This is a genomic window from Pseudarthrobacter sulfonivorans, from assembly GCF_031454915.1.
Lineage (GTDB): Bacteria > Actinomycetota > Actinomycetes > Actinomycetales > Micrococcaceae > Arthrobacter > Arthrobacter sulfonivorans_C.
The window spans coordinates 255,221-279,616 of the sequence record NZ_JAVDRS010000007.1 but is presented as its reverse complement, the minus strand read 5'-3'; the positions used below and the strand labels follow the sequence as shown (position 1 = coordinate 279,616).

General features: G+C 65.8%; 19 protein-coding genes and 1 rRNA gene. 13 read left to right on the top strand and 7 right to left on the bottom strand.

What is annotated here, in order from left to right; all coding sequences use genetic code 11:
- Window positions 1-312: 312 nt before the first annotated feature.
- From rrf to J2808_RS16585, 5 genes are all read left to right on the top strand, one after another.
- Window positions 313-429: ribosomal RNA gene (gene rrf / locus J2808_RS16605) — 5S ribosomal RNA — on the top strand.
- Between the two features lie 446 nt (window positions 430-875).
- A complete protein-coding gene (locus J2808_RS16600) occupies window positions 876-1,163 on the top strand; it encodes an HU family DNA-binding protein (protein ID WP_056341443.1) in 288 nt (95 codons plus the stop codon).
- A gap of 109 nt (window positions 1,164-1,272) precedes the next feature.
- Window positions 1,273-3,423 carry a bifunctional copper resistance protein CopD/cytochrome c oxidase assembly protein gene (locus tag J2808_RS16595; protein ID WP_309818780.1) on the top strand — a complete coding sequence of 717 codons (2,151 nt, stop codon included), beginning with the start codon at window positions 1,273-1,275 and terminating at the stop codon, window positions 3,421-3,423.
- Complete coding sequence (locus J2808_RS16590) at window positions 3,423-5,441, top strand: NHL domain-containing thioredoxin family protein (protein ID WP_309818779.1); 2,019 nt, start codon at window positions 3,423-3,425, stop codon at window positions 5,439-5,441. Before J2808_RS16595 ends, J2808_RS16590 begins: the two co-directional genes overlap by 1 nt.
- An 817-nt stretch (window positions 5,442-6,258) precedes the next feature.
- A complete protein-coding gene (locus J2808_RS16585) occupies window positions 6,259-6,498 on the top strand; it encodes a DUF559 domain-containing protein (RefSeq protein WP_309818778.1) in 240 nt (79 codons plus the stop codon).
- 61 nt (window positions 6,499-6,559) lie between these two features.
- Here the strand turns inward: J2808_RS16585 and J2808_RS16580 are convergent, their stop codons facing one another.
- From J2808_RS16580 to J2808_RS16565, 4 genes are all read right to left on the bottom strand, one after another.
- Window positions 6,560-7,552 (bottom strand): hypothetical protein, encoded by a 993-nt coding sequence (locus tag J2808_RS16580; RefSeq protein ID WP_309818777.1) that lies wholly within the window; start codon window positions 7,550-7,552, stop codon window positions 6,560-6,562.
- 129 nt (window positions 7,553-7,681) lie between these two features.
- Entirely contained in the window at window positions 7,682-9,412 is a 1,731-nt protein-coding gene (locus J2808_RS16575; protein WP_309818776.1) for a helicase HerA-like domain-containing protein, read from the bottom strand.
- Between the two features lie 4 nt (window positions 9,413-9,416).
- Window positions 9,417-9,887, bottom strand: coding sequence for a GNAT family N-acetyltransferase (locus J2808_RS16570; protein WP_309818796.1), 471 nt, complete (start codon window positions 9,885-9,887; stop codon window positions 9,417-9,419).
- A 108-nt stretch (window positions 9,888-9,995) separates the two neighbouring features.
- The gene (locus tag J2808_RS16565; protein ID WP_309818775.1) at window positions 9,996-12,026 is read right to left on the bottom strand and encodes an FAD/NAD(P)-binding protein; all 2,031 of its coding nucleotides are present in this window, start codon (window positions 12,024-12,026) and stop codon (window positions 9,996-9,998) included.
- 293 nt (window positions 12,027-12,319) lie between these two features.
- Here J2808_RS16565 and J2808_RS16560 point away from each other — a divergent pair, with 293 nt between their 5' ends.
- Genes J2808_RS16560 through J2808_RS16525 form a run of 8 tightly spaced genes read left to right on the top strand, consistent with a single transcriptional unit; the run spans window position 12,320 to window position 19,904 of the window.
- The gene (locus J2808_RS16560) at window positions 12,320-13,417 is read left to right on the top strand and encodes an amino acid ABC transporter permease (protein WP_309818774.1); all 1,098 of its coding nucleotides are present in this window, start codon (window positions 12,320-12,322) and stop codon (window positions 13,415-13,417) included.
- Complete coding sequence (locus tag J2808_RS16555) at window positions 13,414-14,268, top strand: amino acid ABC transporter ATP-binding protein (RefSeq protein WP_309818773.1); 855 nt, start codon at window positions 13,414-13,416, stop codon at window positions 14,266-14,268. Before J2808_RS16560 ends, J2808_RS16555 begins: the two co-directional genes overlap by 4 nt.
- Window positions 14,269-14,279: 11 nt before the next feature.
- Window positions 14,280-15,314 (top strand): transporter substrate-binding domain-containing protein, encoded by a 1,035-nt coding sequence (locus J2808_RS16550; RefSeq protein ID WP_309818772.1) that lies wholly within the window; start codon window positions 14,280-14,282, stop codon window positions 15,312-15,314.
- Entirely contained in the window at window positions 15,311-16,444 is a 1,134-nt protein-coding gene (locus J2808_RS16545; RefSeq protein WP_309818770.1) for an LLM class flavin-dependent oxidoreductase, read from the top strand. The genes J2808_RS16550 and J2808_RS16545 overlap by 4 nt, the downstream gene beginning before the upstream one ends.
- A complete protein-coding gene (locus J2808_RS16540) occupies window positions 16,428-17,261 on the top strand; it encodes a DUF1684 domain-containing protein (RefSeq protein WP_309818769.1) in 834 nt (277 codons plus the stop codon). The genes J2808_RS16545 and J2808_RS16540 overlap by 17 nt, the downstream gene beginning before the upstream one ends.
- Window positions 17,258-18,349, top strand: a complete 1,092-nt coding sequence (locus J2808_RS16535; protein ID WP_309818768.1) for an LLM class flavin-dependent oxidoreductase — start codon at window positions 17,258-17,260, stop codon at window positions 18,347-18,349. The genes J2808_RS16540 and J2808_RS16535 overlap by 4 nt, the downstream gene beginning before the upstream one ends.
- A gap of 11 nt (window positions 18,350-18,360) precedes the next feature.
- Entirely contained in the window at window positions 18,361-19,737 is a 1,377-nt protein-coding gene (locus tag J2808_RS16530; protein WP_309818767.1) for an NtaA/DmoA family FMN-dependent monooxygenase, read from the top strand.
- Complete coding sequence (locus tag J2808_RS16525; RefSeq protein ID WP_309818765.1) at window positions 19,734-19,904, top strand: hypothetical protein; 171 nt, start codon at window positions 19,734-19,736, stop codon at window positions 19,902-19,904. The genes J2808_RS16530 and J2808_RS16525 overlap by 4 nt, the downstream gene beginning before the upstream one ends.
- A 269-nt stretch (window positions 19,905-20,173) precedes the next feature.
- Here the strand turns inward: J2808_RS16525 and J2808_RS16520 are convergent, their stop codons facing one another.
- From J2808_RS16520 to J2808_RS16510, 3 genes are all read right to left on the bottom strand, one after another.
- Complete coding sequence (locus J2808_RS16520; protein WP_309818763.1) at window positions 20,174-22,792, bottom strand: GH32 C-terminal domain-containing protein; 2,619 nt, start codon at window positions 22,790-22,792, stop codon at window positions 20,174-20,176.
- Window positions 22,793-23,049: 257 nt separating this feature from the next.
- The gene (locus tag J2808_RS16515) at window positions 23,050-23,343 is read right to left on the bottom strand and encodes a putative quinol monooxygenase (protein ID WP_309818761.1); all 294 of its coding nucleotides are present in this window, start codon (window positions 23,341-23,343) and stop codon (window positions 23,050-23,052) included.
- A 42-nt stretch (window positions 23,344-23,385) separates the two neighbouring features.
- Window positions 23,386-24,384: a LacI family DNA-binding transcriptional regulator gene (locus J2808_RS16510; protein WP_309818794.1), complete on the bottom strand. Its 999-nt coding sequence runs from the start codon at window positions 24,382-24,384 to the stop codon at window positions 23,386-23,388.
- Window positions 24,385-24,396: the final 12 nt, after the last annotated feature.

Sequence of the window (24,396 nt, the reverse complement as noted above, 5' to 3'; positions counted from 1 at the left end):
AGACCACTGGGTTGATAGGCCGGATGTGGAAGCGAGGACTAACGACTCGTGAAGCTGACCGGTACTAATAGGCCGATAACTTACACCACACACCACTGCGTGAACGGATTTCAAAAGACGTTCACACCAAGCACTGGTAAAAAGAAAACAAGACTGCTTGCGTCCACTATGTGGTTCCCAAACAACAAACCAATTGTTGCAGGGAACAAAAAACACAACAACATAACAACACCACACCTGCCCTAACCGGCAGGAGCATGTTGTAACCACAAGATTTCCCACACACCCCCCGGGTGTGACGGGTAACAGGGTTACGGCGGTCATAGCGTGGGGGAAACGCCCGGTCCCATTCCGAACCCGGAAGCTAAGACCCACAGCGCCGATGGTACTGCACCCGGGAGGGTGTGGGAGAGTAGGTCACCGCCGGAACATCATTAAGGTCGAGACCCCCCAACACACACGTGTTGGGGGGTCTCCCACTTTAACCACCCAACCCCCAAGACCCCGCCAGGACCCACCCGCAGACCCGGCACCCACGGACCCGGCACCCGCGGACCCGGCACCCCACGGCCCGCGACCGCGGACCCGGAACCCACAGCCCGCACCGCCGCCGAACCCGGCACACCGCGGCGGGCCCCCGAACCCCACAGCAACTGCGAGAGGGTTTCCCGAAATCCCGCATCAACTGCGAGAGCGTCCGCTGTGGGCGCAATTCCCCCGCAAATGCCCGGAAATCCGGTGATTTTAGTCAAAAAGTCGCGGAAACACGCGGAATTTGCGGACCTCGGCGGCCCAAGCTGGTAAGTTTTCGAACAGTGGCTTGCACGCATGCCGCGTTCAGGCTCCAGAAATCGTGACCGTCCAGGAGGACATCAATGGCTAAGAACCGTAGTGAACTTGTTTCAGAGGTAGCAGGCAAGGCCGGCACCAGCCAGGCAGCCGTCAACTCCGTCCTCGATGCACTGTTCGAGGTTTTCGAGACGTCTGTCGCCGCCGGCGAGAAGATCACCATCCCGGGCTGGCTTGCAGTCGAGCGCACCGACCGTGCAGCTCGCACCGGCCGTAACCCGCAGACCGGCGAGACCATCCAGATCGCAGCAGGCCACAGCGTCAAGCTGACCGCCGGCTCCAAGCTGAAGGCTGCCGTCGCCAAGAAGAAGTAGTCTTCTTCAGCACCAGCCAAGGAGCGGCAACCTCAGGGTTGCCGCTCCTTTGCGTTCGGCGGCGCGGACCCGATTCGCCGCCTCGGCACGCTTAGCGGACAATGGATAGGTGCCTTCTGCAGCAAAGTCCCGTCCCACAGCACCCCAACCGGCCTCCGGCGGGGGCGCTGCAGCGCGGGATGCCGGCGCCGTGGGGATTTCGCGGGCCTTGCAGCTTCTGGGTCTCGCAGCCCTGTTCCTGGGGCTGGCCGCAGCACTGCTGTTCTCCGGTGCCGCCGCAGCCCGGGACGTCTCCGACCCCGGAGCCCTCGTCCGGTGGGGACTCCCCATCAGCAAAGCAATCCACAATGTGTCCCTGGCAACGGTCATCGGCGGCCTGATCTTTGCGGTCGGCATTCTGCCCAGGAGTTCCGGTCCGCGGTCCCGGACCCATGATGGCGACGCCCCCGAGCATCCGGCCTTTGCCCGCGCACTGGCCATAGCGGGCGCTGCCGGTGCCGCCTGGACACTGTCAGCCATTGCCGTGCTGGTGCTCACCTACTCGGACGTCGCGGGCCAGGGCCTCGCCGGGGACGCGGAGTACACCCGTGCCCTGGTGTACTTCATGACCGACATCGACACCGGCCGCGCCTGGCTGGCCGTAACGATCATCGGGGCCGTGGTGACCACTGCCCTGTTCGGCGTCAGGTCCCTTGGCGGTCTCGCGCTCACCCTGGTCCTGGCCCTTGGCGGGCTGGTGCCGGCCGCCCTGATCGGCCACTCGTCGAGCTCGTCGGACCACTCCGGGGCCGTCAACTCCCTGGGCCTGCACCTGGTTGGCGTCAGCGTCTGGGTGGGCGGCATCATCCTGCTGGCGCTGCTGTCCGGCATCCTGACGGGCTCGAAGCCCGGTGCCGTTGCCGACATCACTGATCAGACGCTGCGGCGTTTCTCATCCCTGGCCGGCTTTGCCTTTGTGCTGGTATTTGCCTCCGGTGTCATCAACGCCAGCATCCGCGTCACCAACTGGGCGGACCTTTTTGGATCCCCTTACGGCCAGCTGATCCTCGCGAAGTCCGCGGCCACCCTGGTCCTGGGCGGAATCGGCTTGATGCACCGGCAGTGGGTCATCCCGCAGCTGAACCGGAAGGGCCGGGCTTTGTCCTCCCGCCGCGTGCTGTGGCAGCTGGTACTCGCAGAACTCCTGATCATGGGCGCCACGTCGGGTCTCGCGGTCGCCCTGAGCCGTTCCGCACCGCCAGAGCCCACGACGTTTGCGCCGGACGCAACCCCGGCCTTCATCCTCTCCGGCTACGAGCTGCCGCCCGAACTGACTTCGGAGCGATGGCTGACCGAGTGGCGCATTGACTGGCTCTGGGTAGCGGCGGTGATCTTCTTACTGGTGGCCTACTTCCTCGGAGTGGCCAAGGTCCGCCGGCGCGGTGACAAATGGCAGTGGTTCCGCTCGGTGAACTGGGTGATCGGCCTCTTGGTGCTGACGTACATCACGTCAGGGCCGCCAACGGTTTACGGTATGGTGCTGTTCTCCGCCCACATGGTTGGCCACATGGCGCTGACCATGGTGGCGCCGATCTTCCTGGTGCTGGGCGCTCCGGTGACGCTGGCGTTGAGGGCCCTGCCTGCCCGTGCGGACGGTTCCCGGGGACTGCGTGAGTGGATTTTGGTTTTTGTGCACTCCAAGTTCTCCCAGGTAGTGACCCACCCGCTGTTCGCCGCCGCCAACTTCGCCGGCTCCATTGTCCTGTTCTACTTCTCGGACGCCTTCGGCTTCGCCATGCGGGAGCATGTGGGACACGAGCTGATGAACCTGCATTTCCTGCTCACGGGGTACATCTTCGTGCTGAGCATGATCGGCACGGACCCGTTGCCGCGCCGTGCACCGTATCCCTTGCGGTTGCTCCTCCTGCTGGCCACCATGGCTTTCCACGCCTTCTTCGGCGTCACGATCATGGGCGGGACCAGCTTGTTGGCCGCGGATTACTTCGGCAACCTCGGCCGGACGTGGGGACCGTCAGCTCTCCTGGACCAGCAAGTGGGCGGCGCGGTGACCTGGGGCATCGGCGAAGTACCCACCCTGCTGGTGGCTATCGGCGTCGCAATCATGTGGTCCCGTTCCGATCAACGGGAGACCAAGCGCGTGGACCGCGCGGCGGACAGGAATAACGACGCCGATCTCACTGCTTACAACGATATGTTTGCCAAATTGGCCGAACGCGATGCCAGATTGGCTGAACGCAACTCAAAGCTGGAAGGACGCTGATGAGCGAAACCGTACGCACCAAACTCCGGGTCCGCGCCTCCGAACTGGTGGGCCGCAACTGGCTCAACACCGGTGGGAAGTCGCTTGACCTCGAAGCGCTGCGCGGCAAGATCGTGCTGCTCGACTTCTGGACGTTCTGCTGCATCAACTGCCTGCACGTCCTCGATGAGTTGCGCCCGCTCGAGGAGAAATTCTCCGATGTCCTGGTCACCGTGGGTGTGCACTCGCCCAAGTTCGAGCACGAGGCAGATCCCGTAGCGCTGGCCGCTGCCGTGGAGCGCTACGAAATCCACCACCCGGTCCTGGATGATCCCGAGCTGGATACCTGGAAGGCCTACACGGCGCGCGCCTGGCCCACCCTGGTGGTCATCGACCCCGAGGGTTACATCGTTGCCCACCTCTCCGGTGAAGGCCACGCCGACGGCCTGGCCGTACTTATCCCCGAGCTGATCGCCGAGCATGAGGCCAAGGGCACGCTGCACCGCGGCTCCGGCCCCTACGTGGCACCGGAACCCACCTCGGGCACGCTGCGCTTCCCGGGCAAGGCACTCTTCCTCCCTGCCGGACGCGGCTCTTCCGCCGAAAGCACTTCCGACGCCGGAACGCCCGACGCCGGAACGCCCGACGCCGGCACCTGGCTCGTCACGGATACCGGCCACCACCGTCTCGTGGAGCTGGGCACGGACTTCCAGACGGTGCTTCGTACCTACGGTTCAGGCACCAGGGGCTTCGCCGACGGTCCCGCAGCGGACGTCGACTCAGTCTCGCCGACTGCCCAGTTCAACGAGCCGCAAGGCCTCGTGCTGCTTCCGGAGGACGTGGCAGCGAAGGCAGGCTACGACGTCGTCATTGCCGACTCCGTCAACCACCGCCTGCGCGGAGTGTCGCTGACGGACGGGACAGCCACGACGATTGTGGGCAACGGCGTTCAACGGCTCCTGGAAACGGGCCCCGCGCGTGTGGACGAGGATGCCGCCGGGTTTACCGGCCAGCTCAGTGAACACCCGCTGGAGGTTTCGCTCAGCTCCCCCTGGGACGTTGTCTGGTCCACCAAGCTCAACGCCGTGATCATCGCCATGGCCGGCACGCACCAGATCTTCAGCTTCGACCCGCTCACCGGTTCCGTGGCAATCATTGCCGGCAACGGACTGGAAGGCCTCCTGAACGGCCCCGCCCACGAGGCCTGGTTCGCGCAGCCCTCCGGCCTGGCCGAGGACGCCGATGGCAACATCTGGGTGGCGGACTCCGAAACGTCCGCCCTCCGCAAGCTGGCAATTGACGACGCCGGCACGGTCACCGTGGAAACCGCCGCGGGCAAGGGGCTCTTCGACTTCGGCTTCCGTGACGGGGACGCGGCCGATGCCCGTCTGCAGCACCCGCTGGGCGTCACCGTCCTGCCTGACGGCTCGGTGGCCATCGCCGACACCTACAACGGTGCCGTGCGCCGCTACGACCCCGTGACAGGCAAGGTCTCCACGCTGGCGAGGGGACTCTCCGAACCTTCCGACGTGATTGTGGACCACACACATTCGGTGGGCTCCGAGCCGTTCCTGGTGGTGGTGGAGGCCAACAAGCACCAGTTGGTCTACGTGCCCATCCCCAAGGAAGCCCAGCAGGTGGACGAGGGCGCATCGCAGACCCACCGGCCCAAGAGCCCCGTGGCCCCCGGCCTCCTGGAGCTGACCGTCCGATTCACGGCGCCCACAGGCCAGAAACTCGACGACCGGTGGGGCGATCCCACACAGCTGAAGATCTCCTCCACCCCGCCGGAACTTATCGTGGCCGGCGGCGGCACCTCCGTGGGCCTGCTCCGGACGCTGGAACTGGCGTCGGGCATTTCGGAGGGCGTCCTGCACATCACCGCCCGTGCCGCGGCCTGCGACGGTCCCGACAACGAGGACGGCGAGATCCCGGACCACGCCGCGTGCCACCTGTACCAACAGGACTGGGGCATTCCTGTCCTGCTGACGGACGACGGTGACACGGAGCTGGTCCTGGACCTGCGCGGCATGGACTGATCACCGCCGTTCCGACTTCTGCCAGGTGCTGAACTGGCCCGGTTTTCGACCCTTGGTGGCCGGGAGCCGGGCCAGTTCTGTCACTACTGGCGTCGGGCCAGTCCGTGTCCCGTTGTTGTCCACATAGCCTGCTTCGGGCCTGTCCGCACGTTCGGGCGGCCGACATCGTGGCTTTATGGACGCAACGGAGATCCTCCGGTCGGCTGGGGGAGTGCTGCTGACGCGGGATGTACTGGCCCGCGGGTGCAACAGAAACGGGCCTCCGCAGGGGGGTGCGGAGCGGCGATGTCATCCGCCTGGAGCGAGGCCTGGTGGCTGTAGCAGGTGCTGATCCGGAATTGCTGGCCGCAGGACTCGCCCGCGGGCTGATCACATGCGTGTCGGCCGCCCCGATGTTCGGGCTCTGGCAGCCTCGTCCCCCGGTGCAGCCTCACTACTGGCAGAGCAACGGCCGGAACGCCGCCCGGTGCGTCAGCGATCGTCTCGCGCTGACGCAGCCACGCCAACATGGGACTCTTGCAGCACTTCCGGATGTATTGCTGCATGCCCTGCTGTGCCTGCCGGAACTGGAATCCTTGGTAATGGTGGAGTGTGCGTACACCCGGGGTGACATCGACCCCGCTTATCTACTCGGCCACCTGCCCGGTAACCGTTCGGGCAAGGCGCGGAATGTACTGGCCAAGGTTGATCGGAGTGCGGATTCACTCCTCGAGACCTTGGCGAGAGTGCTGTTCAGAGATGCGGGCATTTCCACCGAGGCCCAAGTCTGGATCGATGACATTGGGCGAGTGGACTTCTGTTGGAGGGGTTCCTCATCGTGGAAATTGACGGGATCGCCTTCCACGTCGAACCACGGCAGTTCAAGAAGGACCGCCGCAGGGATAACTCCGCAACACTCAAGGGACTGCCGGTGCTCAGGTTCTTCTACGATGACGTAGTCCATGCACCCGGGTCTGTTCTGGCGCAGGTCCGGGAAGTGCTGGCCCGGGGGTCGCTGCGCTGGCCCCAACCGAACCAGCCCAGCTATCAGGGCCACCGTGGTCAGGACGGCTGGTGATACACCAAACGAGCTGCCAAGGTGGGCCAGCGCGGCAGTGGGCCAGTGCGGCAGGCCGGCCCTAGTAGCTCAGGAGCGGGGTGACCTTGATGGTGTCGCCGTCGACGTCCAGGCGGGTGGTGAAGCTGAAGTCCACCTCTTCGTCGAGCGGGAACCACGCACCTGTGAAGGCGCTCTGCTGGACAGCCTCCACCCGGGCCTTGCCATCCAGGGGAGCAACCACCCACCGGCCGTCAAAGGGCTCGATGGAAATCTCCGGGTACTCCGTGATCGTCCACTTGATCGTGCCGTCGTCCACGTTATTGGTGCTGGCGAAGTAGAAGGGGCAGTCCGGCTGCAGCCTTTGCTGTTTTACGGCTTCGGCTGCGCAGCCGTCCAGGAACTCCTTCACGCTCTGGCCCACGTCCTCCCGAAGACGCTCGGTGGCCTCGGTCAACAGGTTCAGCGGAGCCGCCGGAGCATCGCGGGACGTGATGGTGGCGCGGGTGGAGGGGGCAGCGAAGTATTCACCGTTGAGGGATGCTTCATATTCGCCGGGATAGAACACGGCGAAGGAATTCTGGCCCGCGGGCATGTTCACCGGGACGCCGTTGAGGTTCGCTTCGCTGGCGTTGACCACGGTGACGCCCACCGTGGGCAGCCGCGACGGAACAAACGCCCAGGTGTTGAAGAACAGCCACTCCGTCCCGGTCCGCTGCAGCAGGAAGTCGGTGCGCAGCCTGCTGCCGTCGATCGTGTACTGCACCGGCACCAGGACCTGGCTGTCCGAGCGTTCCTCGGGATCGCCGATGGTGATGTTCGCCAGGCGCGAGGCAGCCGTCTGCAGCGCCGTCCCATCAAGCATGGCGGCGTTGCTGGGCGGCACCGTGGCGCGGAGCAGACCCAGGGCCCTGCCGCCGTCGCCATCGCGCAGGGCGTCCAGGTATTCGCGGACCGGCTGCTGCGGACTTGCCACGGTATTGTTCACCACGTTGACGCCTACAATGGCAGCGGCCACGGCAAGCATGAGGCCCAGCAGCCACCCTGCTGCTTTCCTCACCAACGCTTGACTCATCTGCACGCCCCTTACGTTACCTGTAAGGCTGCTGAACACTGGTGTAGGGGCCACCCCTCCTGATGGGGAGCGGCGGCTTCCTGACGCCCGACGGCGGGGGTACGGAACGGGGCATCGTCCGGTTTTTGCCTAACGGCGGCGCCGGGACGAGGTGCCGAAGACGCCGCGGAGCAGCTCGCGGCCGAGTTGGGTGCCCATGGACCGGACCATGCTCTTGAGTCCGCCGCCCAGCGCGCCGCCCAGGACGCCGGCGAGGTCGCCCGCGATCCCGCCACCTGCCGGGGCTGCCGGTTCGGGTGCACGCGGTGCCCGGGCCCGCTCAGGAGCGGACCCGCGGTCCGGGGCCGGTGCAGGTCGGCTGCTCGGCCGGCCGAGGATTTCCTCTTCGATCCGGCGGGCCTCGGCGTCGACGTCGGCCTGGCTGCCACCTGCTTGCCCGGCATCGCCTCGTCCGGCGCTGCTGGGGACCGGGGGCTGGCCGGGGGCAGCGTCGCCGGTGGGGGCTGCGGCTTTGCCCGTGAGTTTCTCGTAGGCGGAGATGTTGTCCACGGCCGTCCCGTACTTGGAAAGCAGCGCGGAACCCGCAACAGTGTTCTGGATGAGCTCATCCGTGCTGGGGCCCATGACCGATTCCGGGGCCCGCAGACGGGTGAGGGCAACCGGCGTCGGCGCACCCTTCTCGTTCATCACGGTGATGACAGCCTCGCCGATCCCCGCGGACGTGAGGGTTTCCTCGAGGTCGTAGTCACTGACCGGGAAGGTGGAGACCGTGGCTTTCAGGGCCTTGGCATCCTCCGGTGTGAACGCGCGGAGGGCATGCTGGATGCGGTTGGCCAGCTGGCCAAGGACGTCGGCGGGGACATCCTTGGGGGTCTGGGTGACGAAAAAGATACCCACACCCTTGGAACGGATCAGCCGGACGGTGGTGGTGATGGCGTTCAGGAAGGCCTTGGACGCGCCGTTGAAGAGCAGGTGGGCCTCGTCAAGGAAGAACACGAGCTTGGGCTTGTCCAGGTCGCCGGCCTCGGGCAGGTCCTCGAAAAGGTCTGCCAGCAGCCACATCAGGAAGGTCGAGAAAAGCATCGGCTTGGTCTGCAGCGTGGGGAGCTCCAGGCAGGTCACTACACCGCGGCCGTCCGGGGCGGTCCGGAGCAGCTCGGCGGTATCGAACTCCGGCTCGCCGAAGAACTTCTCCAGGCCCTGCGCCTCCAGGTTCACCAGTTCGCGCAGGATGACGCCGGCGGTGGCTTTGGACAGGCCGCCCAGTTCCTCCAGCTCGTCCTTGCCTTCGTCCGAGGTGAGGAACTGGATCACGGCGCGGAGGTCCTTGAGGTCGATCAGCTCAAGGTTGTTCTTGTCCGCAAAGTGGAAGACCAGCTGCAGGCTGGATTCCTGGGTGTCGTTGAGCTCCATCACGCGGGAGAGCAGGATGGGGCCAAACGAGGTGATGGTGGCCCGGACCGGAATGCCGTTGCCGTCGCCGCCCAGGGCAAGGAACTCCACCGGGTAGGTCTTGCCGGCCCAGGCCTGGCCGATGCTGTCCGTGCGGGCCTTCAGCTTCTCGCTGCCGGCCGCGGCCGTCGCCAGGCCGGAAAGATCGCCTTTAATGTCCGCCAGGAACACGGGGACGCCGGCCGCGGACAGCTGCTCCGCCATCATGTGCAGCGTGACGGTCTTGCCGGTGCCGGTGGCGCCGGCCACCAGGCCGTGCCTGTTCATCATGGACAGCGGCAGCCGGATCTGGGCTTCCTTGTGAAGTTCGCCGTCGACAATGGCGGCACCCAGCTCGATGGTGGCACCGTCCAGGGTGTAGCCCTTCTGGATGGTGGCAAGCTTCTCTGCAGTGGTTTTCTTGGCCATGCCGCTAGCTTAGCGGGGGCACCGGCAGATTCTTGGTGAATGCGAGCGACCCAATTAACTCCGGATCCTGGTTGACGTCGAACTGCGCCACATATCCCGTGGTGAGGTACAGGTGCTTCGCTTCGGGCTGGCGCGGCCCGGTGGTGAGATAGACGCGCCGGTAGCCACGCTGGGCGGCCAGCGCCTCCAGCTCCGCCAGCACCACCCGGGCCAGCCCGCGGCGCCGGTGCGCGGAGTGGGTCCAGATCCTCTTGAACTCCGCGGTGTCCGCGTCATACCGGCGGAAGGCACCGCCGGCCACGGACTCGCCGTTCTCCTGGACCACCAGCAGGGCACCGCCCGTTCCTTCGAATTCCGACGCCGGGTAGCGGTTGAGCTCCTCGGCGGCGGCGCCGCGGCCAAAACGATCGCCGTAACGGGAGTCGTACTCCACGGCCAGCTCGTCCAGGAGCGGGCGGACCCGGGGATCGTGCATGGTCAGGAGCAAGACTGCCAGCGCCGCCGGGTCCAGCCGTGGCCGGCTGAGCGCATCAGGGTTCCGCGCGCCCGGTCCAGCAGGAGAGCCGGTCTTCACATTCATCCTTCAGGGCCTTCCGACGGCGGCGGGTTCGGCAGGTGTGTCCTGTCCGGTTGGGCGGGTGGAAGTTGGGTGGGCGGAAACAATCCCCGCTGCGACGCCCAGGACAGTCCTTGCCAGGGCATCGTTTTCGCGGAACGGGGCGGCGTTGGTGTTGGGCCTGGCAAAGGCGCCGGCTCCCCAGCCCGACGTTCCCGGGCCAACGCCGAAGAGCCGGCCGCCCGTCCGGCCCTGCCCGTCCAAGAGTTCATGGCGGTCTGAGACGAGCAGCTTTCCGGTCGAGTGGGTGCCGTCCGCGGTGAGCAACTGCTGTTCGCTGCCCAGCCCGGCGGAGTGCAGCGAGGCCAGCAGCGGATTCAGTGAGCGGACCACGGACGTTGCCGGCAGCCGCGCCTCGATGAACGCCTTGGCCCGGACACTGAAGCCGGTCTGCGCCGAAGCGGCCACAAACTCGCCGGTAGACTCATCCGCCTCCACGCTCAGGCCCGGCCCCAGGAAACGAAGCAGTCCTGCCTGGTGCAGGGCCAGCATCTCGCGCAGTCGGCGTGGTGGCGGCCCGGAGTCCACGAAGCTGAAGAATCCGTGCCACCAGCCGTGGACGGTCTGCTGGGACCTGGCGTTGAGGCGCTCGGCCGGGACCAGCCGGCCAAGGTCCATGTACACCTTCAGGAGCGCCACAAAGAGAGCCATCGTCTCGGGATGGTCCGGACTGTCCCGGAGCGCGAGATCCTGTTCGATGTAGCGGGCCACCGCCTCCTGGACGTCGGCGGAACCACCCAACGATTTTCCCGCGAAGGGCCGGTCCAGGGCTTCGAGGTCCAGCCGCAGGGCAGGGTCCGGAACGGCGGCTGCCACCAGGGCCTCCCGTGCGGTGCTGTACCAGTCCAGTTCGGCGAAGCGGGCGGAAAACCCCGCCCAGCCAGTACTGACCCGCCCGGGGCTGCCGGTGAACAACTCCCGGTAATACCCGTACCCGGCCTCCTTGGCGATGAGCGGCCACAGGTGCGCGTGGAAATCCAGTTCGGCATGCTGCTCCAGCAGCGCGTCCACCGCGCCGGCCGTGAAGAAGCGGAGGTTACCGGCGGCCTCGCCGGGCAGGGACGCGGAAATCTTGGAGTGGTAGGGCACCCCGCGCCGCGATCCCGCCCACAGCCGGGGCTCCCGGCCGGACGGCCGGTACCGCAGGCCGCCGCCGGCCGTTTCCTCGAACCGGCCGCCGCGCCCTTCCATCAGCAGCACCAGCAGGTCCACAAACGCCAGCCCCATCCCGGCCACAATGACATCCTGGCCGGGTGCGAGGGCTGAGTAGTCGACGTCGGTGGTGTAGCTGGGTGCCGCGTGGAAGCCGGCATGCCGTGCGGCAAAGCCCGACCAGGCAGCGGAATCGGCGTCCGGCTGCGAGTCCGTGTGGCCTAGCGCGGTGACCACAACGTCGGCACGCAGCGTCCCGCCGTTGGCCAGCCGCACGAGGTGGGTGCCGGCGCCGTACGCGGAGCCGTTGCGCCCCGTGCCGTTGGACCCCGTGCCGTTGGACGCAGCGGATGCGGGACCGCCGGCGGGCTCTACAGCGACGGCGGTGGTGCGGTGGACCGTGACGTCCCCGCCGAGTGCCGCGCCGGCGCGGCGGAAGAACCACTCGAGGTACTGGCTCTGGAGCTGCCGCGTGGGAAATGTGGCCCCGGTGAGGTTTCGGAGCTGTTCCCGGAGGGCCGCGGGGAAGTCCGGGACGTCGGTGATGGAGCCGTCCAGCACACCGGCGGCCCACTGGGCGAGGCCCGGCCCGTCGGCGGCGGGGCCACTGCAGGCCACCGAGGCGTCCGTGAACATGGTGACGTCCGCGGCGGCCGAGTTCAGCATCAGGCCGGGGTGCTGGTCGTACCGCCAGATCCGGCCCGAGCCGGGCTCATAGGGCTCCACCACGTGAATATCCAGCGGTCCCTGGAACAGTCCGGCCCGGTTTGCGGCAATCCGTTCCAGCACGCCTGCCGTCCGCGGACCGCCGCCGATGAAGACAACGGAAGGTGCGTGCGCTGGCATGGCGACTCCTGACGGGACGGCGGTTGAGTGCCCATGCTAGGCAGCGCAAATGGCGGTGGTCGAGGACCTGGTCACGCCCGTTAACTCCGCGTCACCGCACGTCAAACGGCGAAAGAAACGGACTCATGACGCTGTGCGAAGCCCGGTGAAGTAATGCAACCTGGCGCCTTGCTGGCCCTTTCCCGGCGGCCCTAGATTTGCAGCCAGCAACCCGGAGCTTCCCGCCCCGGCACCAGGATCCCGGCGCAGCAGTCCGGGATGCCCCAACACCGACAGACGAAATGAGGTGGCGCATGAGTTCAGCAGTAACCAAAGCGGCCCAGCCGGCCCAGTCAGCAGAAGCACAGCCGGAGCAAGCACAGTCAGCCCAAGCACAGTCAGCCCAAGCACAGCTGGCTGCCGGACCGGCGCCCACCGGGGCCGGACCATCCGGCCCGTCCGGCACCAACCCAGGATCCAGGGCACCAGCCACGGACTATTCCGGCTACCCGCTGGTGGCTTCGAAGCATCCCTGGCGATGGGTGGGAACGGCCGCAGTGGCACTGGGCGTCGTTGCCATCGCGTGGTCCCTGGCCACCAACCCGCGATGGGAGTGGGGTGTGGTGGCGCAGTGGTTCACCGCCCAGTCCGTGGTCAACGGGCTCCTGGAAACCCTGAAGCTGACGGCCATTTCCGGCCTGCTGGGGTTTGTGCTGGGCTTCATCCTGGCGCTGATGCGGCTGTCCGCCTCGCCGCTGCTGGTCTCCGTCTCCTGGACCTTCTCCTGGATCTTCCGCTCCACGCCGCTCCTGGTCCAGATGCTCCTTTGGTACAACCTGGGCTACCTGTACGAGAAGATCAGCCTGGGCATCCCGTTCACCGACGTCCGTTTCTTCGAGGTCCAGACCACCACACTGATCAGCCAGTTTGCGGCAGCGGTGCTCGGCCTGACCCTCAACCAGGCGGCCTACTCGGCGGAGATCATCCGCGGCGGCATCCTCTCCGTGGACCAGGGGCAGCTGGAAGCGGCGGCCGCACTGGGCATCCCGGCCTGGCGCCGGTCCACCCGGATTGTCCTGCCGCAGGCCATGCGGGCCATCCTGCCCACAGCGTTCAACGAGATCATCGGCCTGGTCAAGGGCACCTCGATCGTCTATGTCCTGGCCTATTCGGAGCTGTTCTACACCGTGCAGGTCATCTACAACCGGACCCAGCAGGTGCTGCCGCTGCTGCTTGTGGCCACGCTCTGGTACGTGGTGATCACGTCTGTCCTGAGCGTCTTCCAGTACTACATCGAGCGGCACTACTCCAAGGGCGCCCTGCGGAACCTGCCGCTGACACCGCTGCAGAGAGCCCGGAAATTCTTTGCCACCCACGCAGTGGCACCCAGCCGAGCAAGGAGCCCCCGATGAGCACCGCCGTCGTCCGCACCCCCGCAGAAACTGAACGCGCCGGCGTTCCCACTGGATCCGCCCTGGAACCCACGCGGGGCCTGGTGGAAATCACCAAGGTCCGGAAATCCTTCGGTGCCACCGAAGTGCTCAAGGGCATCACCCTGACGGTCGAGCCCGGGGGAGTGGCCGTGATCGTCGGTCCGTCCGGCTCCGGCAAGTCCACCCTGCTGCGCACCATCAACCACCTGGAAAAGGTCGACGGCGGCCACATCGCCATCGACGGAAAACTGGTGGGTTACGAGGTCCGTGGCAAGCGCCTGCACGAGTTGCGCGAGAAGACGATCCTGAAGCAGCGCACCGAAATCGGCATGGTGTTCCAGAACTTCAATCTCTTCCCGCATCTCACCGCACTGGAGAACGTGAGTGAAGCTCCCGTGGTGGCCCAGGGCCGGTCCAAGGAGGAAGCGCGCCGCCGCGCCCTGGAACTCCTGGACCGGGTGGGTCTCAAGGACAGGGCCGGGGCCTACCCCCGGCAGCTGTCGGGCGGCCAGCAGCAGCGCGTCGCGATTGCCCGGGCGCTGGCACTGGACCCGAAAATCCTGCTGTTCGATGAGCCCACGTCCGCGCTGGACCCCGAGCTGGTCAACGAGGTGCTGGATGTGATCCGCGAACTCGCGAAGTCCGGCACCACCCTGATCATCGTGACGCACGAGATGGGTTTCGCCCGGGACGTGGCGGACACGGTGGTGTTTATGGACCAGGGCCAAATCGTGGAACAGGGCAGCCCGGAGCAGATTTTCACCAACCCGCAGGAACCCCGTACCCGGAGCTTCTTCTCCAAGGTGCTCGAACCGGCTTTCAACATCTAAAGGAACTTCCCATGGCTTTTTTCACAGACCTTAACCGCCGCGGAGGCCGCGCACGCACTTTGGCGGCCCTGCCCGCCGTCGTACTTCTTGGAACTGCGGCACTGTCCGCCTGCTCGGACCCGGGAGCGGCTGCCTCCGGCGCCGCGTCCGAAGGAAGGTCCACGACGGCGGCACGCAACGGCGTTGTCTACAACACCTCCCCGGACCAGCAGCGGATCCGGGGAGAGAAGGACGCGGCGCTCGCCGCCAAGGTCCCGGATGTCGTCGGCAAGGATGGCAAGCTCACCGTGGCCACAACGGCAGGGTCCATCCCGCTGTCCTCCCATGCCACGGATGACAAAACGCCGATCGGTGTGGAACTGGACCTCGCCCAGCTGGTGGCGGACAAGCTGGGACTGGAACTGGACGTCCAGGTCACGTCCTGGGAGAACTGGCCGCTGAAGACCCAGTCCGGCGACTTCGAAGCAGTGTTTTCCAATGTTGGCATCAACGCGGAGCGCGTGAAGCTCTTCGATTTCGCCACGTACAGGGCCGCGTACATGGGCTTCGAAGCCAAGAAATCCGCCAACTACGACATCAAGGGCGCGGACGACATCTCCGGCCTGAAGGTCTCCGTGGGCTCCGGCACCAACCAGGAGAAGATCCTGCTGGCTTGGAACAAGGAGCTGGAGGGCAAGGGCAAGGTCCCCGCCACGCTGCAGTACTACTCCTCTGACGCAGACACCATCCTGGCGCTCTCCTCCGGCCGTACTGACCTCAACATCGCCCCGTACCCGTCCACGGTGTACCGGGAAAACACCCGCGATGACCTGAAAGTAGTGGGCAAGGTCAACGCGGGCTGGCCCGCCGAAACCGTCGTGGCCGCAACCACTCTTCGCGGCAATGGCCTCGCCCCCGCGGTCACTGACGCACTGAACTCGGCCATCAAGGATGGCTCCTACGCCAAGGTCCTGGAGCGTTGGGGTCTCTCCGAGGAGGCGCTGGCGGAATCCAAAACCGTCACGGAGGAAACCTTCGCGGCCAGCCAGGCCGGGGCGGCAAAGTGAAGTTCCAGGTCCTGGACATCATCCCGCACCTGGAGAATCCGGTTACGGGAGAGATCGTTTCCACCGCGGACCGGCTCAACCAGGTGGTGGAAACGGCGCGCCGGGCCGAAGAGCTCGGCTTTGACAGCTTCTCCGTGGGGGAGCGCCATGCGGGCGAATTCATTTCATCCTCGCCCACCACCGTCCTGGCTGCCATCGCCGCTGTCACGGACCGGATCAGGCTGCAGAGCGGCGTCACCGTGCTGTCCGTCCTGGACCCCGTCCTGGACCCCGTCCGGGTGGCCGAGGACTACGCCACCATCGACCAGCTGAGCCGCGGCCGGCTGGAACTGGTGATTGGGAAAGGCAACGAAGTCCTGCAGTACCCACTTTTTGGCCTGGACCTGGATGACCAATGGGACCTGCTGGCCGAAAAGTACGGACTGCTGCGACGCCTCTGGCGCGAGGATGGCGTCACCTGGTCCGGCCGCTTCCGCGCCCCGCTTACCGAGCCGACCACCACGACGCCACGGCCGTTCGCCGGCCCGCCCCGGATTTGGCACGGGTCTGCTACGACCCTCACCTCGGCCGCGCTTGCTGCGGAATGGGGCGACCCGCTGTTCACCGCGAACGCCATCCAACCGCGGGAAAACTACAAGCTCCTGATCGATCATTACCGGGAAGAGTATGAGCGTCACGGCCACGATCCCAGCCTGCGGTTCCTGGGTTCGGGCAGCGGTGCCGGCGGGGTGTTCATTGCCGACACCACACAGGAAGCCATCCGCCAGTACGGCCCCGTCTACGAGGCCCTGACGGCCAACCGCAACGTCCCCGGGAACAATTCGCCGTTCCGCGACATCCAGCACGCCGTCGCCGAGGGCCCCGCCCTCGTGGGCAGCCCGGAACAGGTCATCGACAAGATCCTCAGCTACCACGAGCTCTACGGCCACGACCTGCAATCCATTTCCCTGCCCACCACGCTGCCCTTCGAACAGCAGCTCGACATCCTGGGCCGGTTCGCGCTGGAGGTCATCCCCGCCGTCCGGGCCGCCGCCCCCACCACCTTGTGGGAGGCCGGGGACCCTTACGGAAGCCGGCCGGAATCCGTAGCCCTCAACACCAACAGGAGCGCCCATGCCTACGCACACTGAAACCGCCCTCGAATCCTTCGACGCCGACTGGCAGGACTGGCACGCCGCCCACGAGCGCAACCGCGCACACCCGCACGGCTTCCTGGCCGTCACCCACCTGCACTGGCTGGGCGGCGAAGCCACCCGGCTGGAAGGTGCGCCCGGCACGTGGCGTGCGGACGCCGACGTCGTCCGCGTAGTTCTCGAGGCGGGCGAAAGCCTGCAGCGGGACGGGCAGGAGCTGAACTCCGAAGGGGGCGCCACCGTCACTTTCGGCCCTATCGAGGAGCGCGGCGGCATCAACCTGGTGGCCGGCGACACGGTCATTGAGGTGGCCAAACGCGGCGGCGAGTACATTGTGCGGCCCCGGAACCCTGAGAACGGGCTGCTGCGCAGCTACCAGGGCACGCCGGCCTACTCGCCGGATGCGGCGTACGCCGTTCGTGGAACCTTTGTGCCGTTCGAGGCGCCGCGGCCCACGACGGTGGGTGCCGCCGTCGAAGGCATCCAGCATGTCTACGAGGCGCCGGGCGAGATCCGCTTCAAGCTCTCCGGCCAGGAGCTGGCGCTGACCGCGTTCAACGGCCACACCCCGGGCTCGTTGTCGGTGCTGTTCACGGACCAGACCTCGGGCAGGACCACTTATGCGGCCAACCGCTCGCTGCAGGTGGTTCCTACCGCGGACGGGTCGGTGCTGCTGGACTTCAACAGGGCCGTGAACCTGCCCTGCGCCTACACCGACCTTGCCACCTGCCCGCTGCCGCCCGCCGAAAACCGGCTGCCGGTGCCCATCGAGGCCGGCGAGAAGATTCCCTACGAACGGCAGGACCAGCTGTGAGCACTCCAGAAGACCACAACGCGAAGACGGGCAACGCAGGCTTCCTGGCGATCGAGCTCGATGGTGCGGGCTGGGGTGGCGGGGACTTTGCCAGCCTTGCCGAAGCCGTCCTTGCCGCCGAATCCGCAGGGTTCCACGTGGCCACCTTCGCGGACGAGCCCATTCCGGGCCGCACCAACGCCCTGCAGCGCGCCGCCTATGCCGGTCCGGTAACCCGGACCATCGCGCTGGTTCCCGAGGTGGACACCGTTTACACCGAGCCCTTCCACGTCTCCACCCAGCTCGCAAGCCTCGACTATGTTTCCGGCGGCCGTGCCGGGTGGATCGCAACCGCGGCGGAGCGGCCCGAGGCTGCCGCCGCCGTCGGGCGCTCCTCTGTGGGTGGCGTCGCCTTGGTACAGGAAGCCGCCGCCTCCATTGAGGTGTCCCGCCGGCTGTGGGACTCGTGGGAGGACGGCGCGGTGATCCGTGACGTCGCCACCGGCCGGTACATCGATGTGGACAAGCTGCACTATGCGGACTTCGAAACCCCGGCCGATTTTGCCGGGGCCGCCTACTCTGTGAAGGGACCGTCCATCATTCCCAGGCCGCTGCAGGGACAGTTGCCCGTGCTGGCGGCTGCGTCACTGGTCGGCGAGGGGCAGGTTGCGGCGGATGCCGTCGACGCCGTACTTGTCACCGCGCCCACGCCAGAACTGCTGGCCGCGGAGGCGCGGGACGTGCGCGCCCGCTTCGGTGCGTCGGTGGCCGTGGTGGCCGAGCTCGACGTCGTCCTGGACTCGCGCGGGCAGGCTGCGGCTGAGCGGGCGGCCGGCGTCGAAAGCAGCCGCGCGCGTTACGCCGGCACCGCAGCCGGCCTCGCGGACCTCCTTGAGTCCCTCCTGGTGGAGACCGACGGCGTCCGCCTCCACCCGGCGTCGCTCGCCCTGGAACTGGACGAACTTTCCCGGCTGGTCCTGCCCGAACTAAGGCGCCGCGGCGCATTGCGTGCCCCGGTCCCTGACGGCACTTTCCGCGAACTGCTGGGACTCAAGCGCCCACCCAGCCGCTACGCAGACACAGCCGCGGCCACTGCCGCCGGAAACTAAGGGGAAAGACCATGACACAGCACAGCCGTGCTAAATCCGATGTTTCTGTACCGTCGGGCAAACTGCAGTTCGGGATCTTTTTCCAGGGCGTCAACTCCGGAACCATCTGGAAGGCAGCCGAATCCGGTTCGCAGACCGACTTCGAATCATTCCGCCGCCTTGTGCAGACGGCCGAGCGGGGGCTGTTCGCCGCGTTTTTCCTGGGCGAAGGCCTCCGCCTGCGGGAACACCTCGGCAGGCCCCACGCGCTGGACGTCGTGGGCCGGCCGGACGCGCAGACCATGCTTGCCGCGCTGGCTTCCGTAACCAGGAACATCGGCCTGGTGGCCACCCAGAACACCACGTACAACGACCCCGCCGACCTGGCACACAGGCTCTCGTCCCTTGACCTGATTTCCGGTGGCCGTGCCGCGTGGAACATCGTGACCACGGACAACGCCTGGACCGGTGCCAACTTCCGGCGCGGGGGATACCTGGACCACGCCGACCGTTACAGGCACGCCGAAGCGTTCGTCGAAACGGCGAAGCGCATCTGGGACTCCTGGGAAACTGAGGAAGGTCCGGCCCGCCGCGTGCTCCATGAAGGCCAGCACTACACAGTGGACGTGACGCCCCGGCTCCCTCGAAGCGCGCAGTACCGGCCCGTGCTCTTCCAGGCCGGCGACTCCCCGGAAGGCCGTGACTTTGCCGCCCGCCAGGCGGACGTCATCTTCTCGGCCCATCCGAAGTTCGATGCCGCCGTCGAGTTCCGCAAGGACCTCGTGGCACGCTCGCTGAACGCGGGCCGCGGAGCCAATGCCGTGCAGATCATGCCAGCCAGCGAATTCATCCTGGCAGCCACGGCTGAAGAGGCTGCGGCGAAGAAGGAATGGGTGCGCAGCCTGCAAATCGGTCCGCAGCAGGCCGTGGCGTACCTGGAGCAGTTCTGGGGCCGCGAGCTCTCCGAATACGATCCGGACGGGCCGCTTCCGGAGATTGACCCTGTAGTGGAGGAAACCTCGGAGACCCGCGGCAGCGGCTTCCACGGCGCCAAAGCCCGCCAGCTGGCGGACCAGTGGCGGGCAGAGGCCAAGGACAAGGGCCTCTCCATCCGCCAGTTCGTCACGTCCCGCACAGCCCGCGTGGACGCCACCTTCACAGGTTCGTACTCGGCGGTGGCTGACCAGCTGGCCGAGTATGCACGGGTTGGCGCGGTGGACGGCTTTAACATCTCGCCGTGGCTGATCCCCACCGGCCTGGATGACATCGTGAACCACCTGGTGCCGGAATTGCAGGAACGCGGCGTCTACCCGACGGAGTACCGGGGGAGCACCCTGCGTGAAAACCTCGGCCTGGAAACTCCGGTGCGCACAGCGGACGAAGCTGCCCAGGCGGTCCGCGCCTCATGAGCGCGGACCGCACCGGAGGTGCGTGGCAGCGCCTGTTGGGGACGGTGTGCTGCCGCTACCTTGGGGTGTTCGGCGGTGTGCCCGACGGCGGCGCGGGGGACGCTGCCGCCGTCCCCGGCGGCGACGCAGTCAGGCTGCAGCTCACGGTCTGGGAGCAGCGGCTGTAAGAGCTTGTTGCGTGGATTCCAGCGGGAGCGCCAGGTGAAGGCGTGGCACTTGTCCCGGGGTCAGAGCCGCCGAAAGGTGCCAGTTTGAAATCTGGGCTCGGCGCAACGGCATGTTCAAAACACGCGGAGCGCTGTCAAGTTCCTCCTGCTCCTGCCGAGACTTCGGAACGCGGCGGAGGGAAAAGCTGAAGGGACTGAGCCCGGTGTTGTACCGAACTCAGTCCCTTCAGGTGCAGCTCTCAGGTGAGCTAGTCAGAGGGTGGTAGGGGTTACTTCTTTTCGGGGAGGAACATTGCCTTTTCCAGCGGTGTCACGGTGAGTGATTTGAGCTGCGCGGTCCCGCCTTCGGCGAAGAGGGCCATCTTGTCTGCTCCCGGGTTGGGGAACACCTGGTCGGTGATGGTCCGCAGGCCGTTCTGGGCGAATACCTCCACGGAGGAGCGGTCGAGGTAGATCCGCAGGGTGATGTTGCCGTTCTTGTCCAAGGTGACGGGGGCGTCCTCGATGGAAGCGAAGGCCGGGTGGAACGTGGTGTTCCCGGAGTTTCTGCGGTCAACGAACATCTTCCCGGTTGTGGCGTCATAGCCGATGACCGTGGATGATTTTTCGTCACCGAGGACGGTGAGCCCGGACTTTGTTGCTGTACCGGGGGTGAAGGTGATGTCCACCTGCTGTATCTGGCCTGCCGACTGTGCGGGTAGCGGGTGCGTGCCTGCGGAAATCGGGCCGCCCTTCTTGTCGTTATAGGAGACTTTCCCTCCCAGTTTTTCTACTTGCTTAACGGCGCTTTGGGTGAGGCGGGGGCCGTCGGGGGTTTGGGTGAGTTTAACTTCGCGGGGCAGGGCCATGGCGCTGCGCCACGGGCTGGTGGGGATGTCGTTGGCGTAGTCCCAGTTGCTCATCCAGCCCAGCATGATCCTCTTGTCGTCGGGCATATTGCCGAAGGATACGGCGGCGTAGTAGTCCCGGCCGTAGTCCAGCCAGTCATAGGTCTCCAGTGCCGACACTGCGGGTTTGGCTGAGAGCATGAATTCGTCTGCGAGGATGTGGCCCCATCCGCCCCGGTTGTTATCGATGATGCTGATGTTCGCTTGCTGCCCGGCGAACTCCTTGACGTTCCAGGACGCGAGGTCCAGTGCTTCACTGTTGGATCCGGTGGCGGTGCGGACCACCTGTCCACCGACTTCCAGGTTTACTGTTGTCTCGTCCGAGCGGGGCACGGCCGGAGCGTCTGTCTGCATGACGTGGTCCAGGGTGAGGTGGCCCCACCCGCCCGTTGCTTGGTCCACGACTCGGATCTGTGCCTGCTGGCCCCGGAATTCGGCAACGTCCCAGGCCTTCCAGTTCAGTGCGCCGGCGTTTTCACCGGCGACGGAACGCTTAATTTCGCCGTTGACGAGCAACTGCACGGCCAGGGTCTGGTTCGGGTCGTTGCTGCGGTTTCCACCTCCGACCAGCATGCTGAGGTTGTTTTTGGTGATGGTGAACGCGGGGGAGATCAGGGTGCCCTGTTTTTCGTCGCCGCCGCCGTTGGATTCGAAGGTGTTGATCACGTGGGTTCCGATGGCATGGTCGCCTCCGCCTGCGAACGGCTGGTACTGGGGTGCGATGTCCCCGGTGCCGGTCCAGCCGAAGTCTGCCAGCGTTGTTCCGGCAGGCACTTCAAAGCCGTCAAAGAGGAGTTCTCCCTGGGGCGGCGTGTTGTCCAGCCTGTCCGAGGTCCGAGGGTGGTTTCCGCCGCCTACCAGGAAATTCAGATAGTCCTGGGAGACGGTAAAGGCAGGGGATTTCATCGTGCCGACGGGCCAGTCGCCGTCGTTGAAGGAGTTGACGAGCCCTGTGCCGCCGAATCCTGTCACTGGGCTCTGGCCGGGCAGGGAACCGGCCGCTGGAGCGTCACCGAAGGGGCCATTCTTCCAGTTGCCCGGTTCGTTGTTCACCGTCCAGCCGTTGTAGGTTCCGTCGTTGAACCCGGCCAGAACAGTGCCGGCTGGAAGGGTTGCGGCGGGCTTGGTGGTTTCGGAGGTGAACGTGGTGCCGTCGAAGTTGCCCACGAAGTACTGGCCGGCCGAGCCTCCGGCGACGCCTCCGGGGTTGATGCTGACTATCATGACCCATTTGACGTTGTTCGGGTCGCCGTCAACGGCCAAGGGGAACAGGTCAGGGCATTCCCACTGTCCGCCGGTGGCATTGGCGGGCCCGAATTCGCTCAGGGCCGTCCAGTCCTTGAGGTTGTCGGACTTGTAGAGGACAACCTTGTGCTCCTGCGCTTCCACTGCGGTCATGACCCAGTAGCTTCCGCCGGCCGGGTTGTCGTACCAGAACACCTTGGGGTCGCGGAAGTTGGCTGAATTCCGGCTCAGCACAGGATTGCCGTCGTACTTGGTCCAGGTTTGGCCGTCGTCCAGGCTGTAGGCCAGAGATTGGGCCTGCAGGCCGCGGTGCGTGGACGCTTCCTTGTAGGCGCTGGTGTAGATCGCAATCAGGGGTGGGTTCTCCGCGGTGCCGAGTCCTGACGTGTTGTTTTTGTCCACGACGATGCTGCCGGAGAAGACATCTTCCTGTGCATCAGTGGAGATGGCCAGTGGCTGCTCTTCCCAGTGGACGAGGTCCTTGGACGTGGCGTGGCCCCAGGACATGTTCCCCCAGGTGTTACCGGAGGGGTTGTGCTGGTAGTACATGTGGTAGACGCCCTTGTGGAAGACGAGCCCGTTGGGGTCGTTCATCCAGTTCTTCTCCGGGGAGTAATGGATGGCCGGCCGGTGTTGCTCATCCCCGAGCTCGGCGGCGGAGGCGGGCATGGAACCAGCCAGTGCTGCGGCGAGCGAGAGGCTGGCCAGTGTCAGTGCAGAGACGCTACGCGTCCTCCGCATTGTGGATTGTTTCATGTTGCTTGTGTCGCCCTTCATTGCGCGTGTCTAGCCAGTAGACAACGTTGTCAGTCAGTGCGTTGGACTCTAAAAGATGTCTATCGGACAAGTCAACGGGCGATTTTGCCGACATCGGTTCGGTAAACCTGGGTCCGTTGGGCGCTGGCACGACGATTGGCCCCGCGTCCATAGGGCGGGGGCTGCGGTCTTTTGCTGGGTGGCCCTTGAGGGGAATCCGGGTGGCGCCTACCCTAAGGGCCGCTGTTGGGGCTGCGCTATTGGACCGGAGTGAGCCAGGTCAGCTCCGAGGCGTCGCCTTCGATGTGGCGGGTTAGTTCCTCGTTGAACCTGGCTCCGTAGTCGGCGTTGATGTGTTCCTGGAACGCGGCTTCATCCCGGTAGACCTCGAAGACGAAGTACTCCCGGGGATTTTCTTCGCGGGTGTAGGGAAGAAACAGTTCGTTGCCTGGTTCGTTGCGGACGTGCTGGGTCAATTCGGCCATCATCTCCGCGACGCGGGCTTCGCTGCCGGCTTTGACGGTGAACTCGGCATAAAGGGTCTTGGTCATTTGTCGCTCTCTTCAGACTTGGTGGCGGACTCGAATGAGGCGTTATGCCGGCGGGCGGATTTCGCCGGAGCCTCTGGGAATGAGTTCGGATGGGACAACGTAGGTCCGCGGAGCTTGATCGTCGCCGTCGATCCTGGCGAGGATCCGTTCGGCCGACAGGACGCCGATCCGCTCCGGGTGTTGGGCGATGACGGTTACTCCTGGCTCCATCATGTCGGCGAGCGTGAAGTCGTCAAACCCGACCAGCGCCACACGCTTGTGGACGCCCAGTTCCTTCAGGGCGCGCATTGTGCCGAAGGTGACCAGGTTCTGGCTGGAGAAGATGGCCGTTGGCGGATCCTCAGAACTGAGCAGTTCAAGGGCTGCCCGCCTCGCTGAATCCTCATCGTGAAGATTTTCGATGACAGGCAGCGTAGAGGTGGGTATTCCTGCCTTGCCGATCTCCTCGAGGAAGCCCCGCCGGCGCTCCCGTGCGGTCTGGATGTCTGTGCGGTCACCCAGGTAGGCCAATTTGGTGTGGCCGTTTGCCAGCAGATGTGCAGCGGCTTTCGCGGCTCCCACTGAATTGTCAGTGACCACAGCATCCGCCTCCACTCCTACAGGTTCACGGTCAATGAAAACCATGGGCAGGTTTCTGGAGTGCTCCGGGATCATATACGCCTGGTTTTTTGCGATGGGCGTGAGGACGAGCCCGTCGACGCGCCTGCCCAGGAAGGCGGCGATGATGGCCTTTTCCCGTTGTGGGTCATCGTCGAGACTGGCGGCGAAAACGGCTATGCCCCTGGCGCCAAGGGCATCTTCCATGGCCCGGTGTATCTCACCGCTGAACGGGTTGGAGACACTGGGCAGCAGGAGGCCGACCGAAAGGGTCCTTCTGCCCGCACGGCGGAGGCTGCCGGCTGTGACGTCCAGGTGGTAGTTGAGCTGCCCGATGGCATCGAGCACCTTCTGGCGAGTGGCCTCGGACACCCCGGCCTCGTCGTTGATCACCCGTGACACGGTCTTGATTCCGACACCCGCAAGCGCCGCCACGTGACGCATCGTGGGCCGGGC

Coding starts and splice junctions, on each gene's coding strand:
- J2808_RS16600 (WP_056341443.1), top strand. CDS start 876: ATGGCTAAGAACCGTAGTGAACTTGTTTCAGAGGTAGCAGGCAAGGCC.
- J2808_RS16575 (WP_309818776.1), bottom strand. CDS start 9,412: ATGGCCAAGAAAACCACTGCAGAGAAGCTTGCCACCATCCAGAAGGGC.
- J2808_RS16570 (WP_309818796.1), bottom strand. CDS start 9,887: ATGCACGATCCCCGGGTCCGCCCGCTCCTGGACGAGCTGGCCGTGGAG.
- J2808_RS16540 (WP_309818769.1), top strand. CDS start 16,428: ATGCCTACGCACACTGAAACCGCCCTCGAATCCTTCGACGCCGACTGG.
- J2808_RS16555 (WP_309818773.1), top strand. CDS start 13,414: ATGAGCACCGCCGTCGTCCGCACCCCCGCAGAAACTGAACGCGCCGGC.
- J2808_RS16520 (WP_309818763.1), bottom strand. CDS start 22,792: ATGAAACAATCCACAATGCGGAGGACGCGTAGCGTCTCTGCACTGACA.
- J2808_RS16525 (WP_309818765.1), top strand. CDS start 19,734: ATGAGCGCGGACCGCACCGGAGGTGCGTGGCAGCGCCTGTTGGGGACG.
- J2808_RS16550 (WP_309818772.1), top strand. CDS start 14,280: ATGGCTTTTTTCACAGACCTTAACCGCCGCGGAGGCCGCGCACGCACT.
- J2808_RS16530 (WP_309818767.1), top strand. CDS start 18,361: ATGACACAGCACAGCCGTGCTAAATCCGATGTTTCTGTACCGTCGGGC.
- J2808_RS16515 (WP_309818761.1), bottom strand. CDS start 23,343: ATGACCAAGACCCTTTATGCCGAGTTCACCGTCAAAGCCGGCAGCGAA.
- J2808_RS16580 (WP_309818777.1), bottom strand. CDS start 7,552: ATGAGTCAAGCGTTGGTGAGGAAAGCAGCAGGGTGGCTGCTGGGCCTC.
- J2808_RS16510 (WP_309818794.1), bottom strand. CDS start 24,384: ATGCGTCACGTGGCGGCGCTTGCGGGTGTCGGAATCAAGACCGTGTCA.
- J2808_RS16590 (WP_309818779.1), top strand. CDS start 3,423: ATGAGCGAAACCGTACGCACCAAACTCCGGGTCCGCGCCTCCGAACTG.
- J2808_RS16560 (WP_309818774.1), top strand. CDS start 12,320: ATGAGTTCAGCAGTAACCAAAGCGGCCCAGCCGGCCCAGTCAGCAGAA.
- J2808_RS16565 (WP_309818775.1), bottom strand. CDS start 12,026: ATGCCAGCGCACGCACCTTCCGTTGTCTTCATCGGCGGCGGTCCGCGG.